Origin of the sequence: Streptomyces albofaciens JCM 4342 (assembly GCF_008634025.1) — a bacterium.
Lineage (GTDB): Bacteria > Actinomycetota > Actinomycetes > Streptomycetales > Streptomycetaceae > Streptomyces > Streptomyces albofaciens.
Window position 1 is genome coordinate 4648046 of record NZ_PDCM01000001.1, and the last position, 25060, is coordinate 4673105.

At 69.7% G+C, this 25060-nt stretch carries 22 protein-coding genes and 3 pseudogenes; 11 read left to right on the top strand and 14 right to left on the bottom strand.

The features are described from left to right. Nucleotides 1–57 precede the first annotated feature (57 nt). Nucleotides 58–840, top strand: coding sequence for an SMI1/KNR4 family protein (locus CP973_RS40915; RefSeq protein ID WP_244409627.1), 783 nt, complete (start codon nt 58–60; stop codon nt 838–840). Between the two features lie 534 nt (nt 841–1374). On the opposite strand, the gene CP973_RS20455 is transcribed toward CP973_RS40915, so the two are convergent. Continuing rightward, entirely contained in the window at nt 1375–2274 is a 900-nt protein-coding gene (locus CP973_RS20455; protein WP_150242764.1) for an alpha/beta hydrolase, read from the bottom strand. Between the two features lie 117 nt (nt 2275–2391). Here CP973_RS20455 and CP973_RS20460 point away from each other — a divergent pair, with 117 nt between their 5' ends. From CP973_RS20460 to CP973_RS20470, 3 genes are all read left to right on the top strand, one after another. Then, the gene (locus tag CP973_RS20460; RefSeq protein ID WP_150242766.1) at nt 2392–3426 is read left to right on the top strand and encodes a PucR family transcriptional regulator; all 1035 of its coding nucleotides are present in this window, start codon (nt 2392–2394) and stop codon (nt 3424–3426) included. A gap of 358 nt (nt 3427–3784) precedes the next feature. Next, nucleotides 3785–4582 (top strand): MerR family transcriptional regulator, encoded by a 798-nt coding sequence (locus tag CP973_RS20465; RefSeq protein ID WP_150242767.1) that lies wholly within the window; start codon nt 3785–3787, stop codon nt 4580–4582. Beyond that, nucleotides 4579–5475 carry a hypothetical protein gene (locus CP973_RS20470; protein WP_341874832.1) on the top strand — a complete coding sequence of 299 codons (897 nt, stop codon included), beginning with the start codon at nt 4579–4581 and terminating at the stop codon, nt 5473–5475. The genes CP973_RS20465 and CP973_RS20470 overlap by 4 nt, the downstream gene beginning before the upstream one ends. Before the next feature lie 39 nt (nt 5476–5514). Here CP973_RS20470 and CP973_RS20475 read toward each other — a convergent pair whose 3' ends face one another. Then, entirely contained in the window at nt 5515–6507 is a 993-nt protein-coding gene (locus CP973_RS20475; protein WP_150242769.1) for a LysR family transcriptional regulator, read from the bottom strand. Nucleotides 6508–6655: 148 nt separating this feature from the next. Between CP973_RS20475 and CP973_RS20480 the strand changes: the two genes are divergently transcribed. After that, nucleotides 6656–7621, top strand: a complete 966-nt coding sequence (locus tag CP973_RS20480) for a PhzF family phenazine biosynthesis protein (protein ID WP_150242771.1) — start codon at nt 6656–6658, stop codon at nt 7619–7621. A 109-nt stretch (nt 7622–7730) separates the two neighbouring features. On the opposite strand, the gene CP973_RS20485 is transcribed toward CP973_RS20480, so the two are convergent. From CP973_RS20485 to CP973_RS20500, 4 genes are all read right to left on the bottom strand, one after another. Beyond that, the gene (locus tag CP973_RS20485) at nt 7731–10019 is read right to left on the bottom strand and encodes a glycosyl hydrolase family 18 protein (protein WP_150243820.1); all 2289 of its coding nucleotides are present in this window, start codon (nt 10017–10019) and stop codon (nt 7731–7733) included. Nucleotides 10020–10151: 132 nt separating this feature from the next. Continuing rightward, nucleotides 10152–10922, bottom strand: coding sequence for a 2'-5' RNA ligase family protein (locus CP973_RS40920; RefSeq protein ID WP_244409628.1), 771 nt, complete (start codon nt 10920–10922; stop codon nt 10152–10154). A gap of 25 nt (nt 10923–10947) precedes the next feature. Continuing rightward, nucleotides 10948–12195 carry an ABC transporter substrate-binding protein gene (locus tag CP973_RS20495; RefSeq protein ID WP_150242773.1) on the bottom strand — a complete coding sequence of 416 codons (1248 nt, stop codon included), beginning with the start codon at nt 12193–12195 and terminating at the stop codon, nt 10948–10950. A gap of 256 nt (nt 12196–12451) precedes the next feature. After that, on the bottom strand, nt 12452–12823 hold the full coding sequence (locus CP973_RS20500; protein WP_150242775.1) for an OsmC family protein: 372 nt from the start codon (nt 12821–12823) through the stop codon (nt 12452–12454). Nucleotides 12824–13066: 243 nt separating this feature from the next. Between CP973_RS20500 and CP973_RS20505 the strand changes: the two are divergent. Next, a pseudogene (locus CP973_RS20505) lies at nt 13067–13507 on the top strand (type 1 glutamine amidotransferase family protein); the annotation flags it as partial. A gap of 10 nt (nt 13508–13517) precedes the next feature. On the opposite strand, the gene CP973_RS20510 reads toward CP973_RS20505, so the two are convergent. Then, nucleotides 13518–14326 (bottom strand): IS5 family transposase gene (locus CP973_RS20510; protein WP_150240803.1). Its coding sequence is split into 2 segments (ribosomal slippage): nt 13518–13972 and nt 13972–14326, totalling 810 coding nucleotides; the frame shifts between segments, so codons are not numbered across the junction. Between the two features lie 40 nt (nt 14327–14366). Here CP973_RS20510 and CP973_RS20515 point away from each other — a divergent pair. After that, nucleotides 14367–14627, top strand: a pseudogene (locus CP973_RS20515) (DJ-1/PfpI family protein); the annotation flags it as partial. A 196-nt stretch (nt 14628–14823) separates the two neighbouring features. Continuing rightward, nucleotides 14824–15366, top strand: coding sequence for a DUF1707 SHOCT-like domain-containing protein (locus CP973_RS20520; RefSeq protein WP_150242777.1), 543 nt, complete (start codon nt 14824–14826; stop codon nt 15364–15366). A gap of 180 nt (nt 15367–15546) precedes the next feature. Here CP973_RS20520 and CP973_RS20525 read toward each other — a convergent pair whose 3' ends face one another. The 4 genes from CP973_RS20525 to CP973_RS20540 all read right to left on the bottom strand — a co-directional run bounded on the left by CP973_RS20525 (nt 15547) and on the right by CP973_RS20540 (nt 19728). Continuing rightward, nucleotides 15547–16356 carry an SDR family NAD(P)-dependent oxidoreductase gene (locus CP973_RS20525; protein WP_150242779.1) on the bottom strand — a complete coding sequence of 270 codons (810 nt, stop codon included), beginning with the start codon at nt 16354–16356 and terminating at the stop codon, nt 15547–15549. A 509-nt stretch (nt 16357–16865) separates the two neighbouring features. Beyond that, nucleotides 16866–18236: a hypothetical protein gene (locus tag CP973_RS20530; RefSeq protein WP_150242781.1), complete on the bottom strand. Its 1371-nt coding sequence runs from the start codon at nt 18234–18236 to the stop codon at nt 16866–16868. 23 nt (nt 18237–18259) lie between these two features. Further along, entirely contained in the window at nt 18260–19402 is a 1143-nt protein-coding gene (locus tag CP973_RS20535) for a WXG100 family type VII secretion target (RefSeq protein ID WP_150242783.1), read from the bottom strand. Continuing rightward, complete coding sequence (locus CP973_RS20540) at nt 19399–19728, bottom strand: hypothetical protein (RefSeq protein WP_150242785.1); 330 nt, start codon at nt 19726–19728, stop codon at nt 19399–19401. Before CP973_RS20540 ends, CP973_RS20535 begins: the two co-directional genes overlap by 4 nt. Nucleotides 19729–20129: 401 nt before the next feature. Here CP973_RS20540 and CP973_RS20545 point away from each other — a divergent pair, with 401 nt between their 5' ends. Continuing rightward, on the top strand, nt 20130–20558 hold the full coding sequence (locus tag CP973_RS20545) for a MerR family transcriptional regulator (protein ID WP_150242787.1): 429 nt from the start codon (nt 20130–20132) through the stop codon (nt 20556–20558). A 30-nt stretch (nt 20559–20588) separates the two neighbouring features. Next, nucleotides 20589–21806 carry an MFS transporter gene (locus CP973_RS20550; protein ID WP_150242789.1) on the top strand — a complete coding sequence of 406 codons (1218 nt, stop codon included), beginning with the start codon at nt 20589–20591 and terminating at the stop codon, nt 21804–21806. Nucleotides 21807–21844: 38 nt separating this feature from the next. Here CP973_RS20550 and CP973_RS41775 read toward each other — a convergent pair. The 3 genes and pseudogenes from CP973_RS41775 to CP973_RS20560 all read right to left on the bottom strand — a co-directional run. Further along, nucleotides 21845–22015 (bottom strand): annotated as a pseudogene (locus tag CP973_RS41775) (hypothetical protein); the annotation flags it as partial. Between the two features lie 107 nt (nt 22016–22122). Then, nucleotides 22123–22521 carry a hypothetical protein gene (locus CP973_RS20555; RefSeq protein WP_150242791.1) on the bottom strand — a complete coding sequence of 133 codons (399 nt, stop codon included), beginning with the start codon at nt 22519–22521 and terminating at the stop codon, nt 22123–22125. Between the two features lie 19 nt (nt 22522–22540). Further along, the gene (locus CP973_RS20560) at nt 22541–23272 is read right to left on the bottom strand and encodes a hypothetical protein (protein WP_150242793.1); all 732 of its coding nucleotides are present in this window, start codon (nt 23270–23272) and stop codon (nt 22541–22543) included. A gap of 752 nt (nt 23273–24024) precedes the next feature. On the opposite strand from CP973_RS20560, the gene CP973_RS20565 reads away from it, so the two are divergent. Continuing rightward, nucleotides 24025–24888 (top strand): calcium-binding protein, encoded by an 864-nt coding sequence (locus CP973_RS20565; RefSeq protein WP_150242795.1) that lies wholly within the window; start codon nt 24025–24027, stop codon nt 24886–24888. Nucleotides 24889–25060: the final 172 nt, after the last annotated feature.

Here is a 25060-nt window from a genome sequence, read left to right on the forward strand (position 1 = left end):
TCGTGACGGCCACCGTGCCGTCCGGCACAACGGTGGCAACCACGTAAGGTCATCGGCATGGCCGACAGGTTCGACGTAGCTGAAACACTGATTGGTGGATGCCCGACGCGGGCGGATGCATGGGCATTCGTTCAGGCCTTTGCTGCTGCCTGGTCCACCCCGCTGATGCCGACGGACGGGTTCACATCAGCTGACGTTCAGCGGGCTGAGGAACGCCTCGGTTTCCGTCTCCCGGTAGCTCTTCGGGAAGCGTACGGGTTGTTCGGCCGACGGCGTGACCTGGTCGCCCGGCAGAATCCTTTGCTGGAGCCGGACGAGCTGCTGCTCGACCCTTCCGGTGAACTGCTGGTATTCCGCAGCGAGAACCAGGGCTGCGCAGGGTGGGGTGTGGCCTTGGCGGACCTTTCCCGTGAGGACCCGCCGGTCGCCCTGTTCGGCGATCGGCTGCCGGGTTCCAGCCGACTCCATTTCCTCGACCGCCTGTCGCTGGCCTGTGTGGAAACCGTCCTGAGCGAAGGCGCCACGGCCAGTCGGACCGAGGGCCGCACTTGTCAGGCAACGGCCGAGGTGGTCGCCTGTCTGGAAGAGAAGTTCGCTCCAGTTGCTTTGCCGCCCTACCCGGCGTGGTTCGAGCCGATGGGGCAGCCCGTTCGTTGGTTCTCTGCCTCTGGCCTGTTACTTTGCCTGGAGCCCGGCCTGGAGGGGATGGATCTGGTCGTCGCCGGCAGGACGACGGCTGATGTCCGACGTGCAGTCGAAGCGATTCCCGGCGCCTGGCCGCCCGCCGTGCCGGCGGAATCCGAGGTGGCCGACGATAGCGAGTGGGTTCTGCCCTTCTGACGCTCGCGGCGGGTGAGCGAGGACCAGCGTTCGCAGGAGAGGGAAGGACGCCCGCTCGTACGACCGACGTTTGATCACCATCCAGTGGGTTAGGTCTTGGCGTCGGCGTTCGCAGGTGATGGTGCTGAACCAGCGGGTGGGACGCAGGCGGTGGCGAGGTCGGGCAGGCGGCCAGGATGCGGTCGAGCTCTTCGCGCTGGCTGTCGTTGGTGGCGCCGCCCGCGGCACATCCCGGCAGCTGCGTACGGCTACCACCGGCAGAACACCGAAGCCGTCCGCATCGATGTGCGGCTGCTCAGCCTGGACGTTTCGCTCAGTGTCCGCATCCCGCCCGCACGATGTGGGCCAGGCGTTTACGGGATTCTCCGGAAAGGACGGCGAGGGGCGGCCGCGGAGCAGCCGGGAACGGTCATTCCGCGTTCCTCGTAACCGGCCTGCTCCGCGCCCTCACCCGGCTGTTCAGTCAACAACCCCCAGTAATCGGGTTCGGACTTGAGCAATCAGCACAACAGCACATCGGCCTTGAGCAGGAATTCAGCATTCGGTCAGGGCGCGGCGCAGAACCGTCCCGAGTTCGGCCAGCTGTCGCTGTGAGACCTCGGCGGACAGAATGGCCTGCGAGCCGTGGAAGGTGCCGGGCCACTGGTGCAGTTCGACCGAGACCCCGGCCTGGAGCAGGCGCAGCCCGTAGGCGATGTCCTCGTCGCGGTTGGGGCACAGCTCCGCGGTGGCGATGTAGGCGGACGGCAGGCCGGCCAGGTCGGTGGCGCGGGCGGGAGCGGCGTACGGTGTGGCCGGTGCGGAGCCCAGGTAGTGCCGCCAGCTGGCTGTGATCTTGCTGCGGTTCATCCAGGGCGTGTCGGTGAAGTTGCGCTGCGACCAGGTCTCCTGCCGGTCGTCGAGTTGGGGCTGGTTGAGCAACTGGTAGCAGATCGCGGGCCCTTGCCGGTCGCGGGCCCGCAGCGCCAGCGCGGCCGCGAGCCCGGCGCCGGCACTGTGTCCGCCGACCGCGATCCGGTCCGGGCTGACACCCAGCTCGGCGGCGTGCCCGGCCGTCCAGGCCAGTGCGGCGTAGGCGTCGTCCAGGGCGGCCGGGAACGGGTTCTCGGGCGCCAGCCGGTAGCCCACCGAGACCACCACCGCGCCGGAGAGGCTTGCCAGCCGGGCGGCCCACGGGTGTTCGGTGTCCAGGCCGCCCATGACGAACCCACCGCCGTGCATCCACACGAGGGCACCCCGCGCTGCGTTCGGGCGGTAGATCCGTATCGGTACATCCGGGTCGGCGGGCACCGTACGGTCCTCGACGACCAGCCCTGTGGTGTCCGGCGGCGGCAGCTTAGCCGCCAGGGCGGCCAATTCCTCGCGCACGGCGACCGGGTCGCTCAGGTCGGCCGGCGGAAACAGCGGAAGAAACGCTTCGAGTTCGGGATCCATGCCGTTCATCCTGACGGCTGCCGGTCCCGGGCTCGTCCGCCAACCGTTGCGCATCCCACCCCGGACCCGCACCAGTCGGCGCACTCCCGCCCTTTCTGCGCTGCCTATGCTGCTGCCATGGAGGCACTGGCCGTACGGCTGTCAGGACTGGACCCCTACGTCGACGGCGCGATCCGCGTCATCACGTTCTACGACACGCTGATGCGCCGACGGGTGGATCTTCCCGCGCTGGCCAGGGCCTCGGCAGGCCTGGCCGAGTGCGTGGCCGCGATATGCCTGCACGGCACGGCGCGCGCGATCCGCGTCGCGCCCGACGGCGGGCCGGTGGCCGACCCGCCGCGCCCCGCCTCCACCACCGTGCCGATCACCCTCGATGACGAGGAGATCGGCACGGTGTGGCTGGAGCGCCCCGGCCCGCCCGGCCTGCTCGACGACGTGCTCCTGGAGCGGCTCGCGCTGGCCGCCGCGGCCGCCGTCGAACGGTACGGCCCGGCCCGCACCACCATGGCCGACCCCGCCCTCGTCGAACTGGCCATCAGCTCCGACAGCGACGAGGCCGCCCGGGCCAGGGCCCTGCGGCTGCTGGGATTCGCCGCCGGCCGGCCGCTCCACGTCGTCGCCGTACGCACACAGCTCCCGCTCGACCGGATCGGCGCGCTGATCTGCCCGGCCCGCCCCGTCAAGGCGGCGCCCCTCGCCGAAATGGGCGTCCTCCTGGCCACCACCGTGGACCGGAACCGCTTTCCCACAGGCGTCCACGCGGGCATCGGCGCCGCCGACAGCCCGCACCGCTCCTGGCAGCAAGCCCGTACCGCCCTGCGCTTCACCACCCCACGCCGCCCCGTGGCCCACCACGCCGACCTCGGCGCCGTGGCCCTCCTCGCCGAGGTGCACCAGGACGCCGTACGCGACAACGCCGACGTGGCCGCGATCGCCCGCCTCGCCGCCCGGCCCGAGGACCTCGCGACCCTCGACGCCTACTGCGCCACCGGCTCCGTGCGCCGGGCCGCCGACCTCCTCCACCTCCACCACAGCAGCGTCTCCCGCCGACTCGCACAGATCTCGGGCACTTTGCGCATCGACCTCACCGACCCGACCGGACTGACACGGGCCACACTCGCCCTCACGGCATGGCGGCTGCTCGACGGCTGAGACCGGCGGGGTGTCGCTTTGCTGCCGGGCGATCTTTCCGCCGGGCGGTCTTCTCGCCCGCGCGATCTTCTCGCCGGGCGGCCTCCCCGCCCGCACGTTCTTCTCGCCGGGCGACCTTCCCACCCGCGCGATCTTTCCGCCGCCAGCGGTGGCGCACGCCGTGCGAGTTCATGTACCCGTGCGAGTCCATGTACCCGCACGAGCCCTTTTCGCCGTACGGGCCTCTTCGCCGTACGGGCCCTCTTCGCCGTCCGAGTCCGTGTACCCGTACGAGCCCGTGCACGCCGTACGAGCCCACCCCGCCCCCCCGACCCGTGTCACTTGACCTTGTCGCAGCGACAACGTTTCTACTGCTGTCATGCGAATCGGAGAGCTCGCCGGGACTGCCGGCATCACCACCCGCGCCGTGCGGCACTATCACCGCATCGGGCTGCTGCCCGAGCCGCCGCGGCAGCCCAACGGATACCGCGAGTACTCGCTGCGCGACGCCGTGGAGCTGGCCCGCATCCGGCGGCTCACCGAGCTCGGCCTGAGCCTGGACGAGGTGAAGGACGCGCTGGCGGACGACGCGGGCAAGGACCTGGTCGAGATCCTCGCCGAGCTGGACGCCGATCTGGCCCGCCAGGAGGAGGCCATCCGGCAGCGCCGCGCCCGCCTGCAACAGCTGCTCCAGCAGGCCGGGCCGTCCGGGCGGCTGCCCGCGGAGGCCCCCGTCTCACCCGAACTCGCGGCCGTCTTCGACGACATGGCCCGCGCCTCGGCGGGGCTGCCCGGCCCGGAGCCGGCGATGGCGGCCAAGGAGCGGCAGCTCCTCGCCCTGCTGGAAACCGGTTCACCCGGTGGCGACCGCGGCTGGCTGGACGCCATGGTGCACAGCCTCACCGCCGACCCGGAGGCCATGCGGCGCGCCTACGCCGTCTACGCCCAGCTGGACGAGCTGGCCGAGGCCGCCGAGGACGACCCCCGGGTGGACCGGACCGCCCGGGCCATCGCGGAGAGCGTCCCGGACGAGGCGGTACGGGCGATGACCCTCCGGGAGCCGGGCGACGCCGGCGAGCACGGGGGATTCGCGAACGCCTTCTTCGCGGAATTCGCCCCCGCCCAGGCCGCGGCCGTGCACCGCGCCATCGAGCTGCTGCGGGAGCGTGCCGGATGAAGATGAAGACGCTGCGCAAGGCCGTACGCTGGGGCTTCGCGGCGCTCCTGCCCCTTGAGCTGGTGCTGGTCCTGTGCGTGGCCGGCGGGGTACGGATGCCCCCGGCCGTCCGCGCGGCGGTGGAGTCGGCCGTGCTCGTACTCACAATCGCGGCGACCGTACTGCTCGCCCTCGATCACCACCGGCACCGCCGGGGCGGTCTCGACCACCGTTCCGCCTTCGTCGCCGCGCTCGCCGACACCGTGCCGGCGGCCGTCCGCAAGCTGACGGCCCACGAACTCTTCCTCTCCACCAGCTTCGTGCGCTGGGCGGCCCGCCGCGGCCCGCACGGCGTACGCGACGGCGACCTGCCCGTCCCGTACGCCCCGGGCCAGGTGGCCGTCACGTACGGCTTCCTCTTCGTCTGCATCGTCGAGACCGTGGGCCTCGCCTACCTGATCCCCTGGCCGGTGGTGCACACCGTCACGCTCGTCCTCGACATCTGGGGCTGCTACTTCGTGATCGCCCTGCACGCCTCCTGCGTGGTGCGCCCGCACGTGATCGCACCCGACGGCTCCCTACGCCTGCGCTACGGCGCCCTGTTGGACATCCGCATCCCGGCCGACCGGATAGCCTCCGTACGCCTGGACCGGCAGTTCCCGAGCGGCAAGCTGGCCGCCGTGGACGAGCACGGCGTCGCCGACATGGCGGTAGCCGGCCAGACGACGGTCACCGTCGAACTCACCGAGCCGGTCCGGTACATACGAGCCCTGGGCAAGCCCGCCGAAGCCCGCACGTTCCGCTTCTACGCGGACGACCCCGCGCCTGCCGTAGCCGCGCTGAGGGCGGGCCTCTCGACGGACCGCACCTCCGGCGCCGAGTTGACCGACCGCGACCGCGACCGTATTCCGTAGGCGTACCGCGCCCGGGGCGGCGGCGGCCCGCCTTCTGCATCACCCGTCCGTCCACCCCTCGGCGGCCAGCCGCCTCAGCCGGGCCATGACCGTCCGCGTTGCCGGGCTGGTCCAGCGGCTGCGGTGCCGCAGCATGAGAATGGGAACGTCGGGGAAATTCCGCAGCGTGCGGAGCCGGCCGGAGTCCAGGCCGGCGGCCACGCTGACCACCGGCAGCAGCGCGAGACCGAGGCCCGCCTCCACACAGGCACGCACGGCCTCGACACTGCCGAAGCGCGTGATGCGCGGAGGTTGACCGGGCGTGGCGAGCAATTGTCGGGCGAAATCGTCGCTATAGGAACAACCCTCTTCGAGAAGGAAGAAGGCCTGCTCGTTCAGTTCGCCAAGTTCGCCAAGTTCATCGAGTTGGCCTAGTTCGTCAGGTCCGTTGAGCTCACCCGGCTCGCCCGGCTCGCCCGGCTCGCCCGGGTGGCGCGGGTGGCGCGGTGGCGCCTCGGCGTCGATCCATGGATGGCCGGGCGCCGCAAGGAGTGCCAGCGGCTCGTGCCCGATGACCTCCGTTTCCACATGCGGTATGCCGGTGCGCGATTCGAGGAGCAACGACACATCGATACGTCCCGACCTGAGCTGTTCCACGGCTTCCGGCGCGGTTCCCACGGCGCGCATATGGATGTCCACGGTGGGCAAGCTCCGGCTCAGCGCGGCCACGGCGAGCGGCAGGCGGTAGGCGCACAAGGACTCGCTGGCGCCGATGGTGACGCTGCCCTCGATCGGGGCCGCGGAGTGCGCTTCGTGGTGGAGGCGGTCTTCGGCGTCCAGTACGTGCTGTGCCCGCTCCAGGAGACGGGCTCCCGTATCGGTGAGAACGGCTCCGGAGGGCAGGCGGTCGAAGAGCCGCACTCGCAAGTCCTTCTCCAGGGCGCGGATGTGCACGGTGACGGTCGACTGGGCCAGGTGGAGTTCCGCAGCGGCGGCGGTGAAGCTTCCGGTACGGGCCAGGGTGGTGAACGTCCGCAGCAGGCGTGTGTCCAAGAAAGACCCTCCCGTTTGTCCCGTTCCCCTCCACTCGTGGAGGTTCCTGTCGAGCTCAACGTGCCTATCGATGCCTATCGAAGCTACCGATGGGACCTCTTATGAGCAATCATTGGACGTGATAGCGGGCGGTTGGGATTCTGAAGGCATGGAGATTCTGCGCTACAGCGCCTTCACCGACCGGCCCGACGGGGGCAACCCCGCGGGGGTGGTCCTCGACGCCCAGGGACTTGACGAGACGGACATGCTGCGTATCGCGGAAGAGGTGGGGTTCTCCGAGACGGCTTTTGTGACCGCCACGGCGATTCCCGACCGCACTCACCGCGTCCGCTACTTCAGCCCTCGCGCGGAGGTCGACTTCTGCGGTCACGCCACCGTCGCCACCGCCGTCGCCCTCGCCGAACGTGGCGCACCCGGCACGCTGGCCTTCGAGACCAACGTCGGACGGGTCGACGTGCTGACGGAAGCGATAGAAGAGATAGAAGCGGCAGAGGTGGCCGGGGCGGCGGAAACGACGGGAACGGCGGAAACGACGGCAAAGGCGAGAACGACGGAATCGGCGGAAACGACGGAACCGGCGGCAACGAAGGAACCGGATGGCCGCGGCTTTCGCGCAACGCTCACCAGCGTTCCCGCGTCCTCGGAGCCGGTCGCACCGCAACACCTCGCGTCCGCGCTCGAAGCGCTGGGCTGGTCCAGGGACGACCTCGACCCCGCCTTCCCCGCTCATGTGGCTTTCGCCGGCAACCACCATCTGATGCTGGCGGCCGCTTCCCGGGAACGCCTGGCCGACCTCGACTACGACTTCGAGGCGCTGGAAGCGCTGTCCCGCGACCAGAACTGGACCACCGTGCACCTTTTCCACCGCCAGACCGACACCCTCTTCCACGCCCGCGACCCCTTCCCCCTCGGCGGAGTCGTCGAGGACCCGGCGACCGGCGCGGCGGCCGCCGCTTTCGGCGGCTACCTGCGCACGATCGGACGGGCAGCGGTCCGCACCCCCATCACGGTGCTCCAGGGCTACGACATGGGCCGACCGAGCCTGCTCACCGTCACCACCGACGCGTCGGATCTGCGCGTGAGCGTGCGCGGCCAGGCCGTCGTACTCACCTGACCGGTGGTTCAGGCCGACCGAAAGCCAGGCCCACAACCCGTAGGGCGAGCCTGGCTTTCGGCTGTACCCGTAAAGCGTTTCCCGGAGCGCTCCGGGAAACGCCTTCCGGTTACGGGAGCCCGCTGTCGATTGCCTTCATCAAGGTGCCCGTCGGTGTGTCACCGGACATCTCCCAGACCATGGCGCCCAGAAGCCCCTTGAATTTGACCCAGTCCGTCTTCTTTCCGATTGACCACGTGTCGTCGAACGACCACCACTGACCGCCCGCCCCGGTGTATCCGTACGTCGAGACGGACTGTTCGTCGTGGTACACGGTCATGTCGGGGACATTGGCCAACAGGTTCTGGTAACCCCGGATGCCCGCCTCCTCCGGGAACTGGCCCGGGGCCGCGCCGTCCGCCGACTGCCACTCGCCGTGCACCCCGCCGTCCGCGACGGACTTCCAGCCGCGCCCGTAGAACGGGAAGCCGATGGTCAGCTTGCGCGGGCTGACCTTCGCGTCCAGATACGTCTTGACGGCGCGCTCGACGCTGAAGTCGAAGTCGTACGGGTCCTGGGCGTCGCGGTACAGGTTGGCCTGGTGGCCGGTGCGCTTGGGCTCCCAGGAGTTGTCGCTGCCCGAGCCGTGGAAGTCGTAGCCCTGGACATTGGCGTAGTCCAGCGACTCGAAGATCGTGGACAGGTCCCAGCCCTGCTGGATCTTGGCGGGGTCGGCCGGGGTGAAGGCGGTCAGCAGCTTGTGCTCGCCGCCCAGCGCGTCGAGCTGCCGGCGGAACTCCTTGATCAGCAGCGCGAGGTTGGCCTTGTCGTTCGGGCTGTAGTGGTTGCCCGGATGCCCCTCGGCACCCGGCCACTCCCAGTCCAGGTCGATCCCGTCGAAGACGCCCGCGCCCGTTCCGGGACCGCCCGCGCCGTTGTAGACGGGCAGATTGCCCTTGATCCACACATCGATGCAGGAGGCGACGAACTTCTTGCGCGAGGCGTCGGTGGCCGCCGCGTCGGAGAAGAACTTCGAGTACGTCCAGCCGCCGAGCGACATCACCACCTTCAGGTGCGGGTGCTTGGCCTTGAGCTTCTTGAGCTGGTTGAAGTTGCCGCGCAGCTTGCCCCAGCCGTCGTCCGCCACCCCGTCCACCGACTGCGCGGCGGGGAAGGCGCGCCCGTAGTCGGCGTCCGCGTCGCCCGCGCCCGTGCCCTCGTCCGGGTCCTGCGGATTGCCCGAGGTGCCCTTGGTCACCCCGGCCAGGCAGGTCAGGTTGGCGGGGTCGATGTTGGCGAAGGCGTAGTTGATGACATCGAGTTTTGCGGCGGCGCCCGAGGTGTCCAAGTTCTTGACGAAATACTGGCGGCCGTAGATGCCCCACTGCGCGAAGTAGCCCACTTTCAGGTACTTTCCGGGCCCGGCCACGTCGTCCGTCGTCACGGTCAGGGCATTGGACGCGGGCGAGGCGTTCTCGGCGGCGTCGCGCGCCTTCACGGAGAAGGTGTACGCGGTGGCCGGCGTCAGACCGCCGACCATGGCACTGGTGGTGCTGCCGGGAACCGTGGTGGCCAGTTCGGCGCCCCGGTACACGTCGTACGCCACCACGCCGACGTTGTCGGTGGCCTTGTCCCAGGCCAGGGAGACGCTGGAGGAAGTGGTCGCGGTGCTGCGCAGGCCGCCGGGCGCGGACGGCGGCACGGGATCGCTCGCCGGATCCACGGTGCTCGTGGTCACCGGCGCACTCGGCGGCCCGGTGTTGCCGCGCCGGTCCTTGGCCCGGACGGTGAACGTGTAGCGGGTGGCCGGCGTCAGACCGGTGACGGTCGCGCTGGTGCCGGCCGAGGTGGCGACCGTACGGCCCTCGCTGAGCACCTCGTACGAGGTGACCGGGTAATCGCCCTGGGACGCGGCCGGCCAGCTCAGCGAGACGCTGCGCGCGGTGGTGGCGGTGACCTCGGGCGTGCCCGGTGCGGACGGTGGCACGTCCGGGGAGCCGTCGCACTTGTCCCCGTTGACGGTGCAGGTGGCAGGCGTACCGACGGGCCCACTGGCGATGAACCAGTAACTGAACGGATCGGTACTGCCGCCGGCCGGAACGGTCGCGTTGTAGTGCGCGTTCTTGACCGTTACGTGGCGTCCGTTGACGGTGGCGTCGCCGTTGTAGTGCCCGCTGATGGTGACGCCGGCCGGCAGGTCGAATTCCAGGGTCCAGCCGGTGACGGCGGCGGAACCGCCGTTGCGGACGACATAAGTGCCTTTCCACCAGGAGCCGTTCTCCTGTGCGGTGAAGGCCGCGGTGAGCGTGCCCGCCGCCTGGGCGGGGGCTGCCGGGCCGGTCAGCATGGCGGCCACGGCCAGGATCAACGTGGTGAGCAGGGCCGCGGCTCTGCTGCGGAATCTGCGCCGGTCTTTCATGAGCACCCCTGTGAGTGTGAGTGGTACAGGGTGTGAGAACCGAAGTGCGCATCCCCGGCCGCGCGCCAGGGTGGCGGGTGTGGCGCCGGGTGCCGTATGGCAGTCGCACGATAAAAGGTCTGGACCAAGGCGTCAACGGCGGGGGCAAGAGCGGGGGCGTGCGCAGTCAGCGGCGCCCCCTGAGTCAGTCAGCGGTGGTCCCTGAGGCGGTCGGCGGCGGTCCCTGAGCCGGTACGCGGCCCGGTCCCGCCAACGAGCTCCGTCCCAGACGATGAGGTGCACCGCCCGGACCCGGCGGCTGAGCGGCAGTCGGGGCTCCAGTTCGGCCTGTAGCGCGTCGTATGCGGCGTCCTGCGTGGCAGGGCCTTCGCTGTTCGCGACCGTCAGGTGCGGGGCGAGTCCCGCACCGAATATCCCCCGATAAGGCACCGCCTCCGGCCATCGCCGAGTGAGGTCCTTGGTCAGCGCGGTCACGGGGTCGTGCGGCCACGGGTCGAGACAGAGCACGCCGGGATAGCGGCGGAAGGCGTCGAAGGTGAGCGTGAAAGCGTCGTGCCCGGCGAAGAGGCCGGTCAATTCGCGATCGGTGGCGGCGTCGATGCGACTCTCGTGGACGAATGGGTACAGCACGGTCACATGGGCCGGAAACCCGGCCCGGACCAGCGGATCGGCCTCGGGGACCTTGATGGTGAACGCGGTATCGCCCGGAATGTCCGGCCAACCTGAGGCGGTGCCTTCCCCCGCGCTTTCGCCTGCGTCCGTACTCCCGCCCTGGCCCGTACTCCCGCCCTGGCTCGCACTGCCGTTCCCGCCCGCGTGCTCGCCCGCGCTCGCACCTCCGGCGGCATCTTCGTCTGCGTACATCCATGCCATGATCGCATCGGCAGATCGAGGTACGGACACTCCTCCCCGCCGTCGCGAAGCAACATCATGGTCGATGGCTTCTCGACCACCGGCCCGGCCCCCGGCCCACCAGCAGATCGGCATCAACCGCCAAGCCGTCAACCCGCGCATTGCTCACGACCGCCAGTTCATAGTCGTGGCCGCGGCGGCGGCCGGGCTGCCACTGCCCGCCGGCGAGCGGCACGGTCGCGACGTTCGGCACCGGCCCCGTCCGCCAGTCCAGGCGCCCCGCGACGGTCTCCAGGCAGGCGCGGCCGACCGCTTCGGCGACCGCAGCCGGGTCGTCGGGGTCGTCGGCGGTGCGCAGGGCGTACGCGGCGACTTCGTACAAGGCGTAGGCCAGCCCCAGAGGCTGGAGCCACTGCCTGCCGGTGCTCTGCTCGTACGCATCGGCGAGCTCGGCCGCGGTCATGCCGTCCAGGGAGGAGCGGTGGGGGTGGGCCGGAGTCCAGTAGACCAGCGTCGCCACGTGCGCCTGCGCGGGCTGTCGGCCGCCGGCGGTGACGGAGGGAGGGTAGGCGAGCCAGCGTGAGCAGGTGATGAGCCGGGGCGCGACGCCGTGCTCGTCGGCAGTGGCACGGAAAAGGGCCAGGTCACGGCCGGTGGCCGCGCTCGTGACGATGTCGGCACCGGCCTCGGCGAACGCCGTGACATGGCCGGTCAGGTCGGTCGCGGGCTCGGTGTACGGGAGCGGGTCCACCAGGTGGTGGCCGCGAGCCCGGGCGACGGGCGCGAAGCCCCGCCGTACATCGCGTGACCAGGACCCTTGCGGTCCGTCGTTCCACAGGCAGCCCACCGTGCGCCCCCGGCCGCCGGCCAGTTCCCAGAGGTCCGCGAACGTTTCGGCGATGGTGTCGAGTCCCCAGCAGAAGTGATACGTGAAGCGGAAGGGCGCGGCGTCGTCAGCGCCGCGCCCGTAGTAGTAGACCTGCCAGGGGAAGGTGCTCGATACGCACGGCACGCCCGCCTCCTCGCAGGCGTCGGCGACAGCCGGCAACACCTGCGTTCCGGCCAGCGTCACCACGATGTGCGCACCCTCGTCCGCGACCAGCTCACGTACGGCCTGCCGAGCACCCTCAGCCGTGGACCGGCTGTCACGGCTCACCAGGCGCACTTGGTAGGCGCGTCCTCCGTTCACGATGCGGGTGAGCCTCGGTCGAAGAAAGGACACCACAAATGCCAGCGGATCTCCCAGCCCCGCCAGCCGCCCGGTGCGCGCAGCCACCGCGCCCACCACCAGCACGGGTTCCACCACCCGATCAGGTACTCGCATCTGCCCCTCCGGACGCCATTCACATGCCGTTCCGGAACAACTGGCCGATGGGCACGATCGGCACGTGCGCTCACTCTTTCGGCGGGAGGCGGGGCAGAGGGGGAGGCAGGAGAAGCGGGAGAAGAAGGGAAGGAGCCGGGCCGAGAACCGGCCGGCGTGCCGTCGCCGACGGGCGAAGTGATACCTGAGGAACGCGAGACGCGAGAACGCGAGACCGAAGACGCCTCTGCGCAACTCCGCGGGCGCAATCCTCCGCTCAGGCAGGTTCGAAGAGCAGAGGCTTGCTCAGCGTGGAGCGCACCGGAGAGCACTCGATGCGTTCCACGACCGCGGGCCGGTGGACCTCCATCGCCGGGTCCAGACTGAGCTCATACCGGAACCGCGTGGTCGAAGCCTCGCGCTCCAGGTGCACTCGTACGCTGACCTGGGCGTCGGTGACGCCGAGATCAGCCAGTGCCATCCGTGCCGAGATGGTCATGCACGTGGCCAGCGACGCTTCCAGCAGTTCGTGCGGCCGCATCCCCGCCGAACCGCCGACACCGCCCTTGATCGTGTCGGCGCGCCCCTCGTTGCCGCCCGCCTGGAACCTGACCTGCCAGGGCGTCGGAAGCGCCACAGCCTCGACCATCTTCTTCGCCTCTCCGCCGGAAACCAACGCACCGGAAGCGTAGCGAGCAGCTCACATCATGAGAAATATGATCCAGATAGTGGAAGGGCATCCCCTACGGACAGCGGCCGCGTCGTCACTACGGCCTTGGCGAGAACCCGTTGAGAAGTGTCACTTCAGCCACTGGGAGACGCCGTCGGCAGGCGGTTACGTTCGGCGCGTACCCGGCACAGACCGGACTTCTCTCATGGGAAGGACCCTTCCATGCATGCTCAGTTCGTCTTGTTCGACGGCTTCGATCCGCTCGATGTCATCGCCCCGTACGAGGTGTTGAGCGCCGGCGGCGCCGCCTCCTCGGGCGCGGTGAGCGTGGAGCTGGTCTCCGCCGAGGGGCCGCGTGAGGTGGTCAGCGGCATCGCCGGGCTGGCGCTCCGCGCCACGGCCGCCCTCGACCCCGGGCGCCCCGGCCTGGTCGTGATCCCCGGCGCGGCGGGCCGTATGGGAGATCCCGATGAGGTCGGCGAAGTTCCCGAACAGGAGGCGGGGGCCGGGCAGGGGCAGCAGGAGGACACCATCCCCGTACTGCTGGGCCGCACTCTGACCACCGAGCTGCCCGCACTGCTGCGGACCGCGATGGCGAATCCCGACGTGACGGTCGGCACCGTCTGCGGGGGCTCACTCGTCCTGGCCATGGCCGGTCTGCTTAGACGTTGTTTCAGTTGGTGAGCTTGCGATAGCTGATGAGTGCTGCGGCGATGCCGACGAAGGCGAGGAAGTGCTCGGCCTTGCGCTCGTAACGGCGGTGCAGGCGGCGGCAGCCGGCCAGCCAGGACACGGTTCTCTCAACCACCCAACGGTGACGGCCCAGCCGCTGTGAAGACTCGGCACCCTTACGGGCGATGCGGTGACGGATGCCCCGCTCACGAAGCCATCTTCGCAGGTGAGGGTAGTCGTAGCCCTTGTCGGCGTGCAGCTTGGCCGGCCGTCGGCGGCGAGGCCCGCGGCGGGAACGGATGGGCGGAATGCCACGCACCAGCGGCTGCAGGCCCAGGCTGTCGTGCGTGTTGGCGGCGGAGATGCCCAGCGACAGCGGCAGCCCGTTGCGGTCGGTGATCAGGTGGATTTTCGATCCGCTCTTGCCGCGGTCGGTCGGATTCGGTCCGGTCAACGGCCCCCTTTTGCCGCCCTGAGGCTGACGGAGTCGATCGCACACCGCGACCAGTCCAGCTCACCGCGGGCGCCCAGCTCGTCGAGGAGCACCCGGTGGAGCCTGGCCCAGACACGGCCCCGGCTCCAGTGGGCGAAGCGCCGGTAGACGGTCGGCCAGGCCGGACCGAAGACCGGCGGCAGCTGCCGCCAGGTGCAGCCCGAGGTCGCCACGAAGATGACCGCGGCCAGCACCTCACGGTCCCCGGACCGCCGCCGGCCACCGCCCTGCGGACGCCTGACCTCCGTGGGCGGCACCACCCGCCGGAACAACTCCCACAACTCATCGGGAACCAGCCGTTCCACCAAGCCCACCATGAACCGCTCAACGACTCGCCAGCACCAAAGGAAACGCTGTCTTAAGGGACGCTACGCCACCACCCACCACTTGGGCATGAACATGCTCGATGCCGCCGGCGTCCACGCGGTGAGTGCCCGTGTCGTCGACGACGGCGACCTCGTCACCGGCGCGGGCGTCACCTCCGGACTCGACCTGGGCCTGTACCTGCTGGAGCGGGAGGTGGGGCCCCGTATAGCCCACGCCGTCGAGGAGCTCTTCGCCCATGAGCGCCGAGGCACCGTCTGGCGGAACAAGGGCCCGGAACCCGCTCGCTTCTGACCTGAGCCCCCTTTCCTTCTTCCTCTCTCCCTCCCACTCCCTCTGCGCCGCCTTCCCGCACCACCTCACACCGTGACGTGTTCTGTCGCCCTCGCTTCCAACGGGCAGGGAGAACGACTACCAGGACATGTCCCAACAGCGAGACCGGCTCCGGACATCGGCAAGGAACTCCGCCCGAACCGCTTAGAGTTGAGCGGTGACCTTTCCGCAGAAGGACCCGTCAGCACTGCTCAGCCAAGACGACCGCGAGGCGGCGCTACAGCGTCTTCAAGAGGCGTACGCCGAGGAGCGCATCTCGCATGAGGAGATGGAGCAGCGTCTCGACCAAGTGCTCACCGCCAAGACCCATGGCGAGGTCGCGTCGGCTCTGGCCGCGCTGCCGGAGGAGAATTCGGCCCCCACGGCAACCATCGCCGCGGCCGGCGGACGGATCCAACGACGCGGTGCATGGCGGGTTCCCCGGAGTCTCAAGGTCGGCTCCGCGTACGGAAGGGTGCATCTGGACCTGTCCAGGGCGATCATCGAGCATCCGGCCGTCGACATCGAGCTGCAACTCGGCACCGGGGGAGCCAAGATCACGGTGCCCCGGGACGCGACCGTGGACATCGAGGATCTGAACACCGGGTGGAAGGATCTGCGGTACAAGGCTCCGCGGAGTCCCCACCCCGGCGGGCCGAAGATCCGGATCTTCGGGACGATGGGGTTCGGGCGGTTGAAGATCCGTCACGCGCGGCGTTGAGGGTTCATGCGGGACCACGGGGAGTCGGACAAGTCCCGTTCAGGGAAGCGGCCTTCAGGTGCGGTGGGGCAAGAGCCTCGTGGTCGTCACGCAGGTCGCGTGCACGATGACTCCTTGTGACATCCGTGCTGCGGGCCGGGCGCGACGGTGCGGGGGCTGGGCACCGCCGCGCCCGGCGGTTCAGCCGCCGTGGCCGACGAGCTGGCCCGCGAGCTTGCTCAGGCGCCGGACGGTACGGTCCTCGGTGGCGGCGGGGGCGGGGTCGACGCGCCGGTCGCGGTCGTAGTACGCGCCGTTGACGATTTCGACCGCCGGGTCGCAGAGCCGTACGACGTGGGCGGCGCCGTCGGCCGCCGGGGAGCCGTCGAGGGCGTAGAGGGGCAGCAGACCGGTGGCGCAGACACCGGGGTGGACGGAGACCGCGGTCACCCGGGGATCGGCGGCGAAGACGGTCAGGGCGAGCTGCGACTGGGCGTAGGCGGCGAGCCGGGAGTAGCGGCGGGCCCGGTGGGGGTCGCTCCACTGGATCGAGGCGGTGCGGTGCAGCGACGACGACACGTTGACGACCCGCCCGCCGGGGTCGGTGGTGAGCGCGGGCTCCAGGAGGCAGGTCAGCAGGTAGTGGGCGAGGAAGTTGACCTGGAAGGTGATCTCGTTGCCGTCGCCGGTGAGGGTGTGCCGTTCGGGGGCGGCGGTGGCGGCGTTGTTGACCAGGACGTCCAGGCGCGGGTGCTCGGCCACGACCCGCCGCGCCAGGTCCTCGACCTCTTCCAGGCGCGCGAAGTCCGCGCCAAACAGGCGCAGCTGGTCCACGTCGACGCCGTCGGTGGCGGCCAGCCTGTCGGCGGCGGCCTGTGCGTCGTCGAGGGTGCGGCCGTGGAGGAGGACGGTGGCGCCGCGTTCGGCGAGCTGCCGGGCGGTCTCGAAGCCGATGCCGGAGGTGGCGCCGGTCACCAGGACGGTACGGGAGGAAAGGTCGAAGACGGACATGGTCCCTTCCGGTCGGGAAATGCGTGGGTACGCCGAGCCGGCCCCAAGGGGCGCGGTGGCGTGCGGGCGGACGGAAAAGGGGCACCGGGTCAGGCCACGGTGCCCCGTAGGAATGCGGGAAAAGGATCAGCGGAAGGCGGATCTCTCCGGGCAGCGCGGGGCACGACGCGGACCCGCCTGATGAGGCGGACGGTCGAGCAGAAGCCAGGCGCTGTTCACGTTCCCCATCGAAGGCCGTGCCGCCCCGGGCCACAAGGTTTTCCCGACCCCTTTGACACACCTCTGATGAGTTTCCGATCCCGACCGGAGGCGAGCGCCCAACCTCGGCCGGGGAAACAGGACCAGCTGGCCCAGCAACCGACCGGCGACACCCACGAGTCGAGCACCCACGGCGCCTGTCTCCGCCATGCCTGTCTCCGTCATGTCTGTCTCCGTCATGTCTGTCTCCGTCATGTCTGTCTCCGTCATGCCTGCCTCGGTCATGTCTGCCTCGGTCATGCCTGCCTCCGTCATGCCTGCCGCGCCAGGCGCCGCAGGAAGACCGTGCGCCGGCACAGGATGGTCACAAGGCCTGCCGGCGGCCCTGCCACCGCGGTGGCGAAGCACATGCCGAGCAGCGGCCCGCCGTCGTGACCGACGCCCGCGACGATCAGACATACGGAGAGGAAGCCGAGGCCGAATCCGTACATGCCCGGCCCGTGCACGGCCGGCTGCCACAGCGCATACGGTCCCACCGCGCGCAACGGACGGGTGTCCGCGCCGGGCAGCAGCTCGGCCGGCTCGCCCTGAGGAAGGCCGGCATCGCTTCCCGGAGGCGTCAGCCCGCAGACGTACCGGTCGTCGTCGAGGACGAGCAGGGCCGCGACGCACCGGTTCGGCGGTTCCTCCGCAGTCGGTGCCCAGTAGAGCCACCCGGCCCGGTATTCGAGGGCGTCCGCGAGGGCTTGTGGGTCCAGGCACCGGTCGATGAACAGGTCACGGCTGCCTTCCGACGAGGAGAGACGCAGGGCCGGGGTCAGCCGGGGCTTGGCCTCGGAGCGCTCCTTCTGCCCGCCGCGGGAGGCCTTTGGGGAAGTGGGCGATGCGGCACATGGCCCGGCAGTCCCGCCCGCGATACGCACCCGTAGTCTGCGCGCCGGGCTGTCGCCGAACGCGGACTCGGGGGTCAGGGGCTCACCCCACTCCTTGGCGCCGGACCTGACGAGCAGGAGGAACAAGATGAGAGGGATGGCGCTGAAGGCAGCCAGAAGAGCCATCTCACCCGGCGAGGCGGGGCCCCCTAAAAGGGAGTCGAGATGGCGACGGGGAGTCAGGATGATTCCCAGGGATGGGGCATCCGGAGCGTATAGACCACTCAACCGGGTCCCGGTTGACCAGTTGCCGGACGATGACTGGGCTTCACCTGTCAAGCGCAGAGTTCTGCCATGCCCACCGGGGCCGGGCGCCTCGACGGTTACCGCGTAGGTGTACGTCGTGCCGGACTTCGACTGATTCCGGTACTTGTGATGAATTTTTGTGATCGTAACCGGCGTGTATCGGTAATCGTGCTCGGTGATGGCGGTCAATTGCGGGGTGTTCTCTCCTGCCGAAATGCCGAGCAGGAAAAAAGGGCCGAACAAGCCCCAGGCCGCGAAGAAGACGCACACGCTGCGCAGCGGCGGCCACCACCGGCGTCCCATCTTCAGCCCGAACGCCGGCGGTGCGACTCCTCCCAGCCGGGAACGCCACCGTCCGGTCGCCCGCAGCCACCACGCCAGGAACGCCACCGCCGAGCACGCCAGGCAGGCCAGCAGGTCCCAGCGCGGATACGGTGCGATCTTCCGTACCAGCAGACAGATCAGGAACGCCGCGGCACCGGCCCAGGCCAGCGCCGCCGCCACAGCGGTTCCGACATCTCGCTCCCTCACCCGAAAACGTCCTTCACCGACCCCTTTTTCGGCCCTTGTGATGTACCGCCGGCTTCGCTTCGCTCCTCGCTGGGCCTTTCGGGCCAGAGTGCGTCGTGCAAGGGCTTGGCGACGGCTCCGGCGCCGCCGTAGACGATGCCTTGGGCTGGACCTTCGACCGCGAAGTGCGGGCCTTCTCGCCCAGGTGGCAGCTGCGTGTTCGCGCCGTGCACGGCAGCGCCTCCCGCGGCGCCGCCGACCCCGTTGACCCCCGCGTTCCAGAGCATGTCGCGCCCACTGACGTCGTTCGACGGATCGTTGTCGAGGTTCTTCACCCCGTCGACGGTGAGCCCGCCGGTCATGCTGCCTGCTGCGCCACCCGCCGCATCCCCGAGCAGCCCAGCGTGCCGGCCGAACCCTCGGGCAAGGGGATTCGAAAGGTCCCCGGCAGCCTTTCCCAGAGCTTTGCCGCCGGCCGTGGTGAGCATCCCCGGACCCGTTCCGGCCACGGCGGACAGCCCGCCCTGCCAGACCGCGTCGCCCAGATCGGTCTTCTGCCCGGTGAGGGCATTGGTGATGACGGTGCCGCCGGTGTTGCTGGTCCAGTTGACCAGCACGTTTTTCAGGAAACGGTGTTCTTTCGCCAGCCGGGAGATGGTTGTGAACGCCTGGCCGACCTTCCGCAAGACGGTGCCGAGTGTCCTGGCGAGCCGGGCAGCGCGGGCGGCGAGCTGGGCTGCCCGGGCAGCCCCCGCGGCCGCCGAGAAACCCATGGTCAGGAACGACATGCCGACCGAGATGCCGACGGAGATGCCGATCTCCAGGTAGATCTCGTGAATCTCGCGGTTGACGTCCTCGACCGCGTCCGCGGCCTCGTCGAGGCTTTCCGCCGCCTCCGACAACTGCGGCAGACTCTTCTTCATCGCCGCATCGAGGCTCTCCCAGTGTTCCGTGAAGGCATCGGCCGCCGGGCCACACCAGCCGGAATCGCGGGCCCGCCGCACCTCGCGGTCCAAGTCCTGGAACATCGTCCGGAGGTTCTCCTGCAGATTCCGCCAGCCCTGGGCAGCGGAACGCAGGACGTCCGGATCACCCCCGGGATTGATGATCTCCAGGCCGGCCTCGTAGACCTGCTCCGCCACGGACTCCTCACCGCTCATGCGTGACGTCCCTGACCGAAGCCGTGCGACAGGGACTCGTCCGTCGCCGTGGTGTTCTGCTGGACCAGGTGCACCCCCTGGCTGACCTGGTCGAGATGGCGCCGCAGCTCGTGCAGCGTCTCCGTCAGGTCCGTGGACAGCTCGATGTAGGCCGAGGTGACCTCCTCGGATTCGGTGAGGACGCCGAAACCGTCATGAATGGCCTCGGAGCCGGTCTTCGTCTGGAATTCCTTGAGGTAACTCTCCAGATCCGACCCATAGCTCTCGAAGCTCTTCGCGAGCTTCCCAAGAGCCGCCGCATCCACCAACGACTCGTCCTTGGACATGACCCCCCTTGCTGTTCCTTGCCGTTTCCCGTCCCCAAGCAGCCGACGCCGCAGTGAGGAACGGTGCGATCGCGTCGATCGGACTCCGAGCTTATGAAGGGGCGATCGAGGGAAAAGCGGCCGCGAGGTTTCTTGTCGCGTCCTTGCCGGATTCCTTATGCCGAAAATTCGCATCCCAAGACGAATACCCCGGTACTGGCACAACGCCCCCGACCACCAAGGGCGAAGACACCGTACTCGCCCTGAACCGCACCCCGATCCGCTTCCCCGGCTCCCTCGCGTGAGCCGCTCACGCCCTAATCCCTGACAGCTGGGAGCGCCTGCCGGCTGCTGGGGAAGCTACCGTTCGCTTCTCTAATGGGAAGGTGGGTGTGGTGACGCCCATGTCTGAGGGAGCGGGAATGCAGATCGGGGAATTGGCGCAGCTCACCGGAGCGAGTCGGCGGTCGATTCGCTACTTCGAGCAGCAGGGGTTGCTCGAAGCGCGGCGGACGGGCAGAGGATGGCGGGTGTACGACGAAGGAGACGTGCGCCGGGTGCTGAACGTGCGGGAGTCGCTCAGGGCTGGGTTGACGGTGGAGGACATCCGTCAGGTTCTTCCGTGCCTGGAGATGAAGACCGAAGACTTCCTGGCCTGCCAGGACAGCCCGGACGAGGTGCTCGCGATGTATGAGGACCGGCTTGCGGCGGTGGAGGCGAAGGCTGCGGAGCTGGCCCGGTACCGGGCGGAACTGGTGGAGCGCATCGCGGTGCTGCGGGCCGGGCACCCCGGGGAGGAGCTGGCGGAGGTGCTCCGCCGGGCCGAGGCGGACGCGGCGGCTTCAAGGTGACACTGGTGTCAGTACTTAGCGTGCGGACGCATGAGTGCTGTTGCCGAGAAGAAGGCCGCGCTGCCGCGCTGGCTGTTTGTTGTGTTCCTCGCTCTGCTGGCCACGGCGACGGATGAGTTCATCATCGCGGGGGTGTTGCCGGCTGTTGCCGGGGACCTTCAGGTGAGCGTCGCGGCGGCCGGGCAGTTGGTGACCGTGTTCGCGGTGGTGTACGCGGTCGGGGCGCCGACCCTGGCGGTGCTGTGTGAGCGGTTTCCGCGCCGTACGGTCCTGGTGTCCGCGCTCGCGGTCTTCATGCTGGCGAACGTGGCCGCCGCCGTCGCGCCCGGCTACTGGTGGCTGATGGCCGCCAGGGTCGTGGCCGCGCTGGGTGCGGCGGTGGTGTCGTCCGCCTCCTTCGCCACGGCCGCCGCCGGGGCACCACAGGGCGAGCAGGGGCGGTATCTGGGCGTCGTGACGGCGGGCATGACGGCCGCGCTGTTCACCGGCGTTCCGGTGGGCTCCTGGCTGGGCGAAGCCGTGGGCTGGCGAGCCACGTTCTGGCTGATCGCCGCTGTGGGCGCACTCGCCGCAGTCAGTCTCCTCGTGACCGCGCCGACCACACCGGGCGGTGAGCCGGCCCCCCTCCGCGAGCGTCTGGCACCCTTGCGCAACGCTGGTGTGCTGCGCGTCGTCGGCGTCACCTTCCTGGCCGCCGGCGGCGGGCTGATGTTCTACACCTACCTCAGCTCCTACGCCGCGCAGGTCGCCCCCGACTCCTCCGGACTGCTGGCGTTCCTGCTCTTCGTGGTCGGCCTCGCGGGTCTGGCCGGAGCACTGCTGGCAGGACGGGTAGCCGATGCGTGGGGCCCACACCGGAGTCTGCGACTGGTGGTCGGAGGCCATGCCCTCGCCCTGCTCCTCGCCGCGCTGCTGCTTCTCAGCGGCCTCGACAGCCCTCTGGCACTCACCGCCGTCATCGCCTTCTGGTCCCTGTTCGCCTGGGGACTGACCCCACCTGTTCAAGGCAGCGTCCTGGCGGCGGCCGGTCCGGCCTCCGGCATGACCGCCATGGCGCTGAACATCTCCGGTCTCTACTTGGGCACCGGCCTGGCCGGCGCCGTCGGCGGCGCGGTGATCAGCACAGGCGGTATCCAGTACGTGCCCGTGGCAGCAATGGTGCTCATGGGCCTGTCCTTCGCACTGACACTCACCCCCGTCAGAGCACTCCAGCAAGTCGGCTCACGCCGTCGCACCGACGGCCACTGACCCTGGGTGACAGGACGTACCGGGATGTGCCGCAGCTCGGGCAGCCGTCGCCCGGCCTTGACGATGAACTCATTGCAGGCGGCGACCAGGCCGACGAAGCTCATGGACTGCTCGAAGTGCCGCGCCGCCGGACCCGGCGGCGCGTGCTGCGCTGTGCAAGCTCGTCGCCGACCGCTCGGTGACGAAGGCGGCCTTCGCTCCTGCTCCATAGCCGATATGCCGCCCGTCGGCTGCTTTCCCAGCCGGGAGTACAGTACGCCCGAAGAACGATGCCGGGCACACCTTGACGGTATGCCCGGCACCGGTGGCGCGGTGGTCAGATGAAGGCGACCGCGGCGGCGCCGCCGAGGGCGGCCAGGATGTACGCCAGCATCTCCTGCCAGCCCTTGAGCGGTTTCCTGTGGCCCCGGGTGCTGAGCAGCATGACCGAGTTGGCGGCGTAGCCCGGAACCAGGATGCCGAGAACGCCCAGCATGCTCAGCGTGCCGATGCTCCACTCGAAATCGATGCCACTGAACACGGCGATGGCGACCAGGGCCAGTGCGGCGACGGAATACACCAGGCCGGGACCGAGCCTGACGTTGTCACGCCGGTGTGGCGCCGCCTCGTCCCTCTTGTAGTGGCGCCAGTGCCGCCGTTCGGTGCCGAAGCGGGCGAGCAGCATGATGACGAGTTCCGCCACCACAACGGCGACGGAGACGTGTTCCAGGGTCACGAGTCCACCTCCGGCGAGGTCAGGTGCAGGCCTTCTGGATGGCGCTGATGCCGATGAACGCCTTCACGGCCTCCCGCTCCTTCGAACCTACGTGCTTGCCCTTCATGAAGCGCCAGAGGATCTCGGCTGTCTTCTTGGCGCCGTAGCTCTTGAACAGCTTGACCGCACGGGCCACCCGGACGCCCGAGCCGGCGGGGACGAAGGAGATCAGCACGCCCGCGACCGCCGCGGCGCAGCCGACGATGAACTTGGTCTTGTCCCACCAGCCGAAGGCGACCGCGGGGGCCTTCTCGCCGCTCTGGGCGCCCAGGTTCTGCAGGGTGGTGTAGCGGACCTTCTCGTTGGCCAGGACGGGCAGCATGGCGGCCTGGGCCTCGGCGTCGCCGGGGTAGGCGGCCTCGGCGGTCTGCCGGGCGGTGGGGGAGGCAGGCAGCGCCGCGAGCCGCTCGCGCAGGCCGTGGGTGTCGATGGTGCGGGTGAGCGCGATGTCCAGTGCCTTGGCGAACTGGCTCTCGCTGATGCCCAGTTCGGCTATGCCGTCGGCCAGGGTCTTGCCCTGCTCCAGCTCGCCGGCGGTGAAGCCGTCCTGGTCGGCGAGCTGCACGGCCGCGATGCGGTCGGTGGGCTGGTGCGGAGTGGTCTGAGCGGCCTGGGCGCCGGTGGCGGTGGCCAGGACGGCGCCGGCGGTGACGGAGGCGACGAGCATGGCGCCGCGGGTGAACAGCCCGCCTCTGGTGGCAGAGAACTTCATGTGCGGAAACCCCGTATCTGGACGTGATGGCGAGCGCATCTCCCGTTTTGGGGAGTGCGCCCGTTTGGTCCCGCAGATGACACCACATCAAGATCATTTCGCTCCATGGCGCAGGCCGCAATCCCGGCCGTATGGGCTTTTTTCGCGGCAACTTTAGAAGGTCTAGGCCAATGATCGAGGGCTTGACCTGATGAGGGAGCCGCAGCGCGCTCGCGGGCCTCGGCTGCTGCTGGTGAGGCCCGCGTTGCTCCACGCCGGCGCGCTCAGGGGCCACCCGTACCGCTGACCGGCTCGCACTGGCCACGACCGACCCTGCGCTGTGCACCCCGGCCAGCGCAGCGGTCTGGTCCGCGATCGAGCTGGCCGGCATCCCCCTCGGCCCGGCCACCGACGGCCGTTTTCGCCGACCAGTTCGAGGCAAGCGCTCGCCCCCCGTGCCCTGAGTCGGCGCCCCGGCCTACGAAAACTCGGCGGCTCCAGTCATCTGCAACCGCCCGATCGGCGACTCGCCCATTCAGCGACTCGCCCATTCAGTGGCCCGCCCGCTCAGCGACCCTGCCTCGTGCGTCCGCCAGGCCCTGGACGCGGCCCGTGATGCGTCGCACAAGAACGGCCGCGACCCGGCCACACCCCAGCCACCACCCAGCCCACCGATGTTCACGCTCGACGGCACAACGCCCCTCTCGGCCCCCTCGTCCAACCAAGTGACCGCGAGCACTACGGCACACGACGTCCCGAAGGGCCACTTCCGTATGCGCACTTACAGCACCGTCGCTGCTACCGCCCCCCTCGCCCTCGCTCTCACCCTCGTACTCGGCTCAAGCGTCCTTACGGCGCCGACCGCCCATGCAGCCGAACGGGCCACTACGGCCACCGTCATCCACGAGAACGGCAGCGAGCTCTCGTACAAGGCCGCCCCCGGCCAGCAGAACAACCTGATGGTCGACGAAGAGATCGAGCACCGCGGCGAGTTCGAGTCGTACTACGTTTTGACCTTCCACGACCGGTACGACATCGCCATCGACGTGAGCGCGGCCACCGCGGACGAGTGCACGTACCCCACGCAGGGGGACCGCACCGCCGTACGCTGCGCGGTCAAGATCCCGGAGAACTCCGACGACTCCGACACCTACGCCATCGACCTCGGTGACCAGGACGACACCGTGACGCTCGAACCGGACAGCGGCGCATGGGCCCGGGTGCACGGTGGCAAGGGCAACGACGTGCTCAAGGGTTCCCCGGGGGCCATGCTGCACGGCGACGACGGTGACGACCGCATCGACGGCGGCGGCGGGCCGTTCGGCTTCGGCTCGTACGGGGGGCCGGGGAACGACACCCTCACCCACTGCGGGCAGGACTGCTACGGCGGTGCCGGGAACGACTCCCTGACCGGTACGGACGAGGAGAACAACCTGCACGGCGACGACGGCAACGACGTCCTGCACGGCAAGGGCGGCGCCGACGTCCTCTACGGCGGCAGGGGCGACGACCGCCTGTACGGCGAGGCAGGCAACGACACGCTCTGGGGCAACAGCGGTGACGACGTCCTGTGGGGCGGCCCGGGCACCGACAAGCTGTCCGGGGGCCCCGGACGCAATGAGGTGCATCAGGACTGAGCGCCTGTCCCTGCCGGCCTATCCGCCGTTCCCGGCAGGCCGCGATGCCACCGGCTCATCCGCTCCCACCCGCCCATCCACTGCCCTCGCTCATCCGGTCGGTCGGCTATGGGGCCGCCGTGCCGGATCGGGCGCTCGGTCTGACCGGGACCCGGGACCGCCCTCGCCCCTC

Excerpts from the sequence above, each read along its gene's own strand:
- CP973_RS40915 (WP_244409627.1), top strand. The coding sequence starts at position 58 with ATGGCCGACAGGTTCGACGTAGCTGAAACACTGATTGGTGGATGCCCG.
- CP973_RS20455 (WP_150242764.1), bottom strand. The coding sequence starts at position 2,274 with ATGGATCCCGAACTCGAAGCGTTTCTTCCGCTGTTTCCGCCGGCCGAC.
- CP973_RS20460 (WP_150242766.1), top strand. The coding sequence starts at position 2,392 with ATGGAGGCACTGGCCGTACGGCTGTCAGGACTGGACCCCTACGTCGAC.
- CP973_RS20465 (WP_150242767.1), top strand. The coding sequence starts at position 3,785 with ATGCGAATCGGAGAGCTCGCCGGGACTGCCGGCATCACCACCCGCGCC.
- CP973_RS20470 (WP_341874832.1), top strand. The coding sequence starts at position 4,579 with ATGAAGATGAAGACGCTGCGCAAGGCCGTACGCTGGGGCTTCGCGGCG.
- CP973_RS20480 (WP_150242771.1), top strand. The coding sequence starts at position 6,656 with ATGGAGATTCTGCGCTACAGCGCCTTCACCGACCGGCCCGACGGGGGC.
- CP973_RS20485 (WP_150243820.1), bottom strand. The coding sequence starts at position 10,019 with ATGAAAGACCGGCGCAGATTCCGCAGCAGAGCCGCGGCCCTGCTCACC.
- CP973_RS20495 (WP_150242773.1), bottom strand. The coding sequence starts at position 12,195 with ATGCGAGTACCTGATCGGGTGGTGGAACCCGTGCTGGTGGTGGGCGCG.
- CP973_RS20500 (WP_150242775.1), bottom strand. The coding sequence starts at position 12,823 with ATGGTCGAGGCTGTGGCGCTTCCGACGCCCTGGCAGGTCAGGTTCCAG.
- CP973_RS20525 (WP_150242779.1), bottom strand. The coding sequence starts at position 16,356 with ATGTCCGTCTTCGACCTTTCCTCCCGTACCGTCCTGGTGACCGGCGCC.
- CP973_RS20535 (WP_150242783.1), bottom strand. The coding sequence starts at position 19,402 with ATGAGCGGTGAGGAGTCCGTGGCGGAGCAGGTCTACGAGGCCGGCCTG.
- CP973_RS20540 (WP_150242785.1), bottom strand. The coding sequence starts at position 19,728 with ATGTCCAAGGACGAGTCGTTGGTGGATGCGGCGGCTCTTGGGAAGCTC.
- CP973_RS20545 (WP_150242787.1), top strand. The coding sequence starts at position 20,130 with ATGCAGATCGGGGAATTGGCGCAGCTCACCGGAGCGAGTCGGCGGTCG.
- CP973_RS20550 (WP_150242789.1), top strand. The coding sequence starts at position 20,589 with ATGAGTGCTGTTGCCGAGAAGAAGGCCGCGCTGCCGCGCTGGCTGTTT.
- CP973_RS20560 (WP_150242793.1), bottom strand. The coding sequence starts at position 23,272 with ATGAAGTTCTCTGCCACCAGAGGCGGGCTGTTCACCCGCGGCGCCATG.
- CP973_RS20565 (WP_150242795.1), top strand. The coding sequence starts at position 24,025 with ATGCGCACTTACAGCACCGTCGCTGCTACCGCCCCCCTCGCCCTCGCT.